Annotated in this window: 5 protein-coding genes; all 5 read right to left on the reverse strand. The window is 62.1% G+C overall.

Annotated elements, in window-relative coordinates; all coding sequences use genetic code 11:
• Positions 1-131: 131 nt before the first annotated feature.
• The 5 genes from gatB to I2G43_RS03300 all read right to left on the reverse strand — a co-directional run bounded on the left by gatB (position 132) and on the right by I2G43_RS03300 (position 5,963).
• Complete coding sequence (gatB, locus tag I2G43_RS03280; protein WP_195535064.1) at positions 132-1,808, reverse strand: Asp-tRNA(Asn)/Glu-tRNA(Gln) amidotransferase subunit GatB; 1,677 nt, start codon at positions 1,806-1,808, stop codon at positions 132-134.
• Positions 1,808-3,322, reverse strand: coding sequence for an Asp-tRNA(Asn)/Glu-tRNA(Gln) amidotransferase subunit GatA (gene gatA / locus I2G43_RS03285; RefSeq protein WP_195535065.1), 1,515 nt, complete (start codon positions 3,320-3,322; stop codon positions 1,808-1,810). Before gatA ends, gatB begins: the two co-directional genes overlap by 1 nt.
• Positions 3,322-3,633 carry an Asp-tRNA(Asn)/Glu-tRNA(Gln) amidotransferase subunit GatC gene (gene gatC / locus I2G43_RS03290; RefSeq protein ID WP_055250987.1) on the reverse strand — a complete coding sequence of 104 codons (312 nt, stop codon included), beginning with the start codon at positions 3,631-3,633 and terminating at the stop codon, positions 3,322-3,324. Before gatC ends, gatA begins: the two co-directional genes overlap by 1 nt.
• 306 nt (positions 3,634-3,939) lie before the next feature.
• Complete coding sequence (locus tag I2G43_RS03295) at positions 3,940-4,857, reverse strand: class C sortase (RefSeq protein ID WP_195535066.1); 918 nt, start codon at positions 4,855-4,857, stop codon at positions 3,940-3,942.
• 143 nt (positions 4,858-5,000) lie between these two features.
• A complete protein-coding gene (locus I2G43_RS03300) occupies positions 5,001-5,963 on the reverse strand; it encodes a hypothetical protein (RefSeq protein WP_195535067.1) in 963 nt (320 codons plus the stop codon).
• Positions 5,964-6,292 lie beyond the last annotated feature (329 nt).

Genomic DNA, 6,292 nt, shown 5'->3' on the forward strand with positions numbered 1-6,292 from the left:
TCGCCGGGGTGTTTGCTCCAAATGAGTTCCGCATGCAAAGAAGGCCACTAAATGTGGCCTTCGTCTTGCATAGGACTGTTTGAAATTTGGAGGAAATACCCCGGCGACTCGGGGCTTCCCCGGCCTCGCAGCTACGAGAGCGACGTTCTCAGCAACTCGTTGAAGAGCTTCGGGTTGCCCTTGCCGCGGCTCGCCTTCATGCACTGGCCCACCAAAAAGCCGATGACCTTCTGGTTACCGTCACGATGCTGCTGCGCCTGATCGGCACAGTTTGCCAGCACCTCGTCCACGATCGGCTGCAGCGCGCCGGCATCGCTCACCTGACGCATACCACGCTCGTCGACGATCTTGTTGGGGTCGTCGCCGGTCTGGGCCATGGCCTCAAAGACCTCGTGCGCCTGGTTGGAGCTGATGGCATCGGTCGCCAGCAGCTTAGCCAGCGCTGCCACCTGAGCCGGCGCGATGCCGGACTCGGCCAGCGACACGCCTGCGCCCTTAAGGTAGGCGATCATCTCGTTCACCAGCAGGTTTGCGACCGTCTGGGCCTCCTTGCCAGCCATACCGGCAGCGGCGGCCTCAAAAAACTCGGCGAACTCGGGATCGCCGGCGATCTGCTCGGCATCGGCGGCCTTAATGCCAAAGTCCGCCTCAAAGCGAGCGCGCTTGGCATCGGGCAGCTCGGGGATCTCGCCGCGGCAGCGGTCGATGAACTCGTCGTCCAGGTCGAACGGCGCCAGGTCGGGATCGGGGAACAGACGATAGTCGTCAGCCGTCTCCTTCACACGCATGACCACGGTGCGCTTGCGGCTGGGCTCCCAGTGGCGGGTCTCCTGATAGATGATGCCGCCCTCCTCGAGCACCTCGGCCTGGCGGCAGATCTCGTAGGCGAGGCCATCGTGCAGGCTCTTGAACGAGTTAAGGTTCTTGAGCTCGGTCTTGGTGCCCAGCTTGGTCTCGCCGCGGCGACGCAGCGACACATTGCCGTCGCAGCGCATGGAACCCTTCTCCATGGAGCAGTCGGAAATGCCCAGCGTCACAAAGATGCGGCGGAGCTTCTCCATAAACAGGCGGGCCTCCTCGGGCGTGCGCAGATCGGGCTCGGTGACGAGCTCGATGAGCGGCGTGCCGCAGCGGTTGTAGTCGACGAGCGACTCGGCCGCGGCAGTAATGCGGCCCTCGGCACCGCCCACGTGCACCATCTTGGCAGCGTCCTCCTCCATATGGATGCGCAGGATGCGGATGGGCACCGTGTAGGAACCGTCCTCGCGGCGCTCGGGCATCTGCAGGTTGGACGCGTCGTAGCTGGCCAGGTGACCGGCGCGCTGGTTACCCTCGCGCATGGTCGACGTCATGGACGTGGACAGGCCCTCGGCGTTGGCCGAAGCGCTCGCCAGGCTCTGGGCCTCGGCCTCGCCAAACGCGCAGTCGGGGCGCTCGGCGGCACCGCGACCGGTCACGTCCAGGTCCAGATGGCCGTACATGGCAAAGGCGACCGGACCTTGCGTGGTCTGGAAGTTCTTGGCCATATCGGGATAGAAGTAGTGCTTGCGGTAGAACATCGAGTGGCGCTGGATCTCACAGTTGGTGGCGAGACCGGCCTTGACGATGCTCTCGATTGCCTTCTTGTTGGGCACCGGCAGGGCGCCGGGCAGGCCCAGGCACACCGGGCACACGTTGGCGTTGGGCTCGTCATCGTGGCTGAGTTTGCAGTTGCAGAACATCTTGGTGTCGAGTGCGGTGAGCTCGGTGTGGATCTCCAGGCCGATCACGGCCTCCCAATCCTGCAGGACCTCGGAAAGCTCCTTCATTACAGCTCGCCTCCCTTCCCGGCAAAATCGGGCGCGACGGAAAGCGCGGGCGCACCCGTGGCGGCATCGGCAAAGCCGCGCTCCAGGGCGCGGGCAAACGTGAGCAGCTGACGGTCCTTAAAGGCAGGCCCCACCAGCTGGGCAGAAACGGGCAGCTTGCTGTCCTCGCCCAGGCCCAGCGGCACCGAGATGCCGCCGTTGCCGCAGATGTTAAGCGAAATGGTGTACAAGTCGGACAGGTACATCTGCGTGGGGTCGCTGATCTCGCCAAACTTAAAGGCCGTGCGCGGCGAGGCGGGCATCAGGATCGTGTCCACCTTGGCATACGCGGCGTCGTAGTCCTGCGTGATGAGCGTGCGGGCCTTCTGCGCGGCGTAGTAGTATTTGTCGTACACGCCCGAGCTCAGCAGGTAGGCGCCGAGCATCTGACGGCGCTTGGCCTCGGCGCCAAAGCCGTGGGCGCGCGAAAGCGAGCTCTGGTCGGACAGGTTGGCGCAGCCCTCCTCCTGGTAGCCGTAGCGGATGCCGTCGAAGCGGGCCAGGTTGGAGAACGCCTCGGCCGGGCCGATGACGTAGTAGGCGGCGATGGCGGCGTCCAGGTGCGGCAGGTCGACCTCGACCAGCTCGGCACCCTGATTCTGCAGCTCCTGGGCGGCGCGCTGAACAGCGGCCTTGACCTCGGGCGTCAGGCCCTCGGCCTCCATAAACGCGGGGATAATGCCCACGCGCTTGCCCTCGATGCTGTCGTTGAGGTGCTCGGTAAAGTCGACGGCGCAATCCTGGCTGGTGCAGTCATACGGATCGTGGCCCGCGCCGGTAAGCGCGTTCATGGCCAGCGCGACATCCTCGACCGTGCGGCCAAAGGGACCCACCTGGTCGAGCGACGAGCCAAAGGCAACCACGCCGTAACGGCTCACGGCGCCATACGTGGGCTTAAAGCCCACCACGCCGCACAGCGACGCCGGCTGGCGAATGGAGCCGCCGGTGTCCGAGCCCAGCGAGAGCGCGACCTCGCCCGCGGCGACAGCGGCAGCGGAGCCGCCCGAGGAGCCGCCGGGCACGCGCTCGGTATCCCAAGGGTTGTTGGTGCGATGGAACGCCGAGCTCTCGGTAGAGCTACCAAAGGCGAACTCGTCCATGTTGGCCTTGCCCATGGGCAGGCAGCCGGCGTCGAGCATGCGCTGGACGCAAGTGGCGGTGTAGACGCTCTGGTAATCCCCGAGCATGTGGGAGGCGCAGGTGGTGCGCGTACCCACGAGGTTCATGTTGTCCTTGATGGCCAGCGGCACGCCCGCGAGCGGGGGTAGCGGCTTTCCGGCGGCACGGTCGGCATCCACATGCGCGGCGGCCTCGAGCGCGAGCTCGGGCGACACCTGCAGGAATGCCTGGACCCCACCCTCGCGCGCCTCGATGGCGGCAAGAGAGGCATGGGCCACCTCGGTAGCGGTAAAGTCGCCGGCGGCAACGCCCGCGGCGATCTGGGCGGCGGTAAGGGAATCGAAGCTCTGAGCCATTACTCGCTCTCCCCCTCTCCCAAAATGGACGGCACGCGGAAGTAACGGTCGCGCGCGCTGCCGGCGTTCTCGAGCGCAACGTCGAGCGGCAAATCGCGCTCGGGCTCGCGCAGGTCGTCACCCATCACGTTGGACAGGCTTCCGATGGGATGGAACGTGGGCTCCACGTCGGGCAAGTCATATTGCAAGACGGGCTCGAGCATCTGGACGGCGTCGTTCATGTAGGACGTCATCTGGGTGAGCTCGTCATCGGTCAGTGCGATCTTTGCGTACTCGGCGATGCCGCGCACGTCTTTCTCGCTGAGTGCCATAGGCGCTCCCTTCCGCATAACAGTTAAACCGCTCTAGTATACAGGGCAACGCCGACTTGGAGCAGGCGCTTTACCCAAATGCAGCGAAAACGTAACGAGGACGGCGGGTTGGCAGGGCACGATCTGGCGGACCTGCAGCGAAAACCGCCCCGCCCACAACAAAAACCGTCCCGCCCGCAACGAAAACCATCACAACATTCGACGCTTTTCGTCAAAATCGCGATTTTCATCGAATGTTGTGATGGTTTGGAAGCCCCGACCACCACAAAGGTGGCTGTCCCCATTGTGGTGGTTCTGAAGAATGTCTTATGCCGAGGCCTTGGCCTTGCGGCGCTTGCGGACCGTGTGGATCACGATGTCCAGCAGCAACAGCACAATGGCCACGACCACGATGAGCACGGCAAACTCACGCTTGCCCCAGTGGCGACCGGCCAGCGACTTTTGCTTGTCGACGTCCTTCTTGCTGTACTTGGTGCGCACGCAATGCACCAGCAGGCGATGGTCGTTCACGCCGTAGGGCGTGCAGGTGACGAGCGTCACCTTGTCGGCGCCGGGCTCGATAGTCAGCGACTCCATCTCCTCGGGCAGCACCACCTCGGAGTCCACCATCTTGTAGGCGAGCGTCTTGTTCATGGTGTGCAGCAGCACCAGGTCGCCGGGTTCCAGCGAATGGATGTCATCGAACATGCTCAGGTTGCGCATGCCCGAGTGCGCGGTGAGCACGCAATGCGTCGAGGTGCCGCCCACCGGCAAGCTCGTGCCCTCCAGGTGGCCGACGCCCGCCATGAGGACTTCTTCGCTCGTGCCGTGGTAGATGGGCATGCTCACGTCGATGGAGGGGATCTCGACCCAGCTCATCATGGGGTCGCGGTCAAAGATGAGCTGCTGGGCGTAGGGCTCGATCTGGTCGGCGGGAAGCTCGGTGGCCTCGCCCGCCAGCTGCTCGTTAAAGGAGCGCGCCTGGAGCAGGATGCGCTCGCGCTCCTCGGCAGACAGCGCGTCCACGGTGCTGGACACGGTGCTGATCTGGTTGAACACGCCCGAGGCCTCGAGCCGGTCCAAAATCCACGGCCAGGTCATAAGGCCCACGCCAATAAGGATAATGACGATGGTGATGAGCCGGTCGGCCCAGCGCGGCAGTCGCTTGCGACGGCGCTTGGGTTTTGGTTGAGATTTGGGCTGAGGGCTTGAGCCGCCGTTGTCCGCGGCGTTATTGCTCTTCATATGTTTGGCGCCCTGCACCATCGCCGGTCACTCCTCTACAACTCAAGTTGTCTAAACAAATAATAGCCGATTCGCGAACTTCCGCGCCGGACAACGCAGCCAGGACCGAAGCACCGCCTACGGTCGGAATTCTTAGAGACCTTCTACAGCGCTTCCTGCCATGGATATTCCTTTCCAAACATGCGATCGACTTCGAGCTGAATTCGTTCATCGTCGATTGCCGCCAAAGATAGCGCAAGTGAAATGTCGTCGATACGGGAGGAGTCGGCAAACACGGGCGCATAGCGCCACACTTGGATCATCGCCGTTTCGTTATCCGACAATTCCCCATCTGCGACTTCAAGGCCACGCAGTTCACGCCATACGCTTCTTAAGACCGCCTTTTGATCCATGCCCGGAGCCGCGAGCATCGAACGCGCAGCGAGCGCTGTCTCCCCAGCGTCAGCGAGACAGTCGATCTGTGGTGCCCTCCTTGCAAAAAAGACCTTCGAGACAGGCGAGAAGAGCTCTGCCATGTGCTCACTGAGCAGAAGATCCACGGCCACGGGAAACACAATGACACGTCGTTCGCGCCGTTCGCGCTTTGCGAGCCCCCTGTCTACAAGCTCGGTTATGGCCTCACTCGCGCGGCTTGCCGAAATCCCAAGCGCACGACAAAGGTCATCGGAATGATATGACTCCTGCCCTGCCCCCCAGATTGCGGCAGCCTGCGCGTTGGGTGACATCTTGGTCGCGCGATTATGAAATCTAGTGCCGCCCCTCTCCGTGCAGGCCGCGCCCATAAATGGAAGAAAGGCCTGTCTACCAGAGCAAACAAAGGGGATTCCTTGTGCGACCAATGCCTTGCGTTGGCGCGCATCGGCATCAGGAAACGAAACGACGACAGGAGCCTCCGCACGCAAGGCTAACTGGCTATAGACTCTCTTAGCCTCGGGAAGTCCTACGCCAGCAGGCAAACTTGCAAGCAAAAAAGAAAAACCATTTGCGTCAACGGCGCGGACCTCAATCGACCGTAGATGCAGTGGCAAGTGTGCGGATCCAGGCCAAGTTTTAGCCTTGGCGGAGAGGCCCAGTGCTTCTTGTAAGTAGGCAAGCGCTTCGTTCATTTCCATCTTTTTCGCTTGATTCCAGTATTTATTGGAATTATACATAATTTTTGGAAATGACAAGATTTCTTTCGGGCATAGGCCCGGGTTAGGCCGTATTTGAGTTTTCAAAATATCTCGAATCAACTGAGCGATTCGGGATACAATGTTTATAGAAAACGACGCATCCCGCGTAAGTGTTAAGGAGCGCGGGCAGCCTAGTTTTCTAACGTGTTAAACGGCCGGGCTGCAACCCCGGCCGTTTTTATTTGCGCTTGCGGCGCAAACGCCGAGAACCGTCCGCACCGCGCGTGCGCCTACGGACCTTAAACCGAACCTCATACGAGTCA

Source organism: Collinsella aerofaciens (genome assembly GCF_015557435.1).
GTDB lineage: Bacteria > Actinomycetota > Coriobacteriia > Coriobacteriales > Coriobacteriaceae > Collinsella > Collinsella aerofaciens_Z.

Coding starts and splice junctions, on each gene's coding strand:
- gatB (WP_195535064.1), bottom strand. CDS start 1,808: ATGAAGGAGCTTTCCGAGGTCCTGCAGGATTGGGAGGCCGTGATCGGC.
- gatA (WP_195535065.1), bottom strand. CDS start 3,322: ATGGCTCAGAGCTTCGATTCCCTTACCGCCGCCCAGATCGCCGCGGGC.
- gatC (WP_055250987.1), bottom strand. CDS start 3,633: ATGGCACTCAGCGAGAAAGACGTGCGCGGCATCGCCGAGTACGCAAAG.
- I2G43_RS03295 (WP_195535066.1), bottom strand. CDS start 4,857: ATGAAGAGCAATAACGCCGCGGACAACGGCGGCTCAAGCCCTCAGCCC.
- I2G43_RS03300 (WP_195535067.1), bottom strand. CDS start 5,963: ATGAACGAAGCGCTTGCCTACTTACAAGAAGCACTGGGCCTCTCCGCC.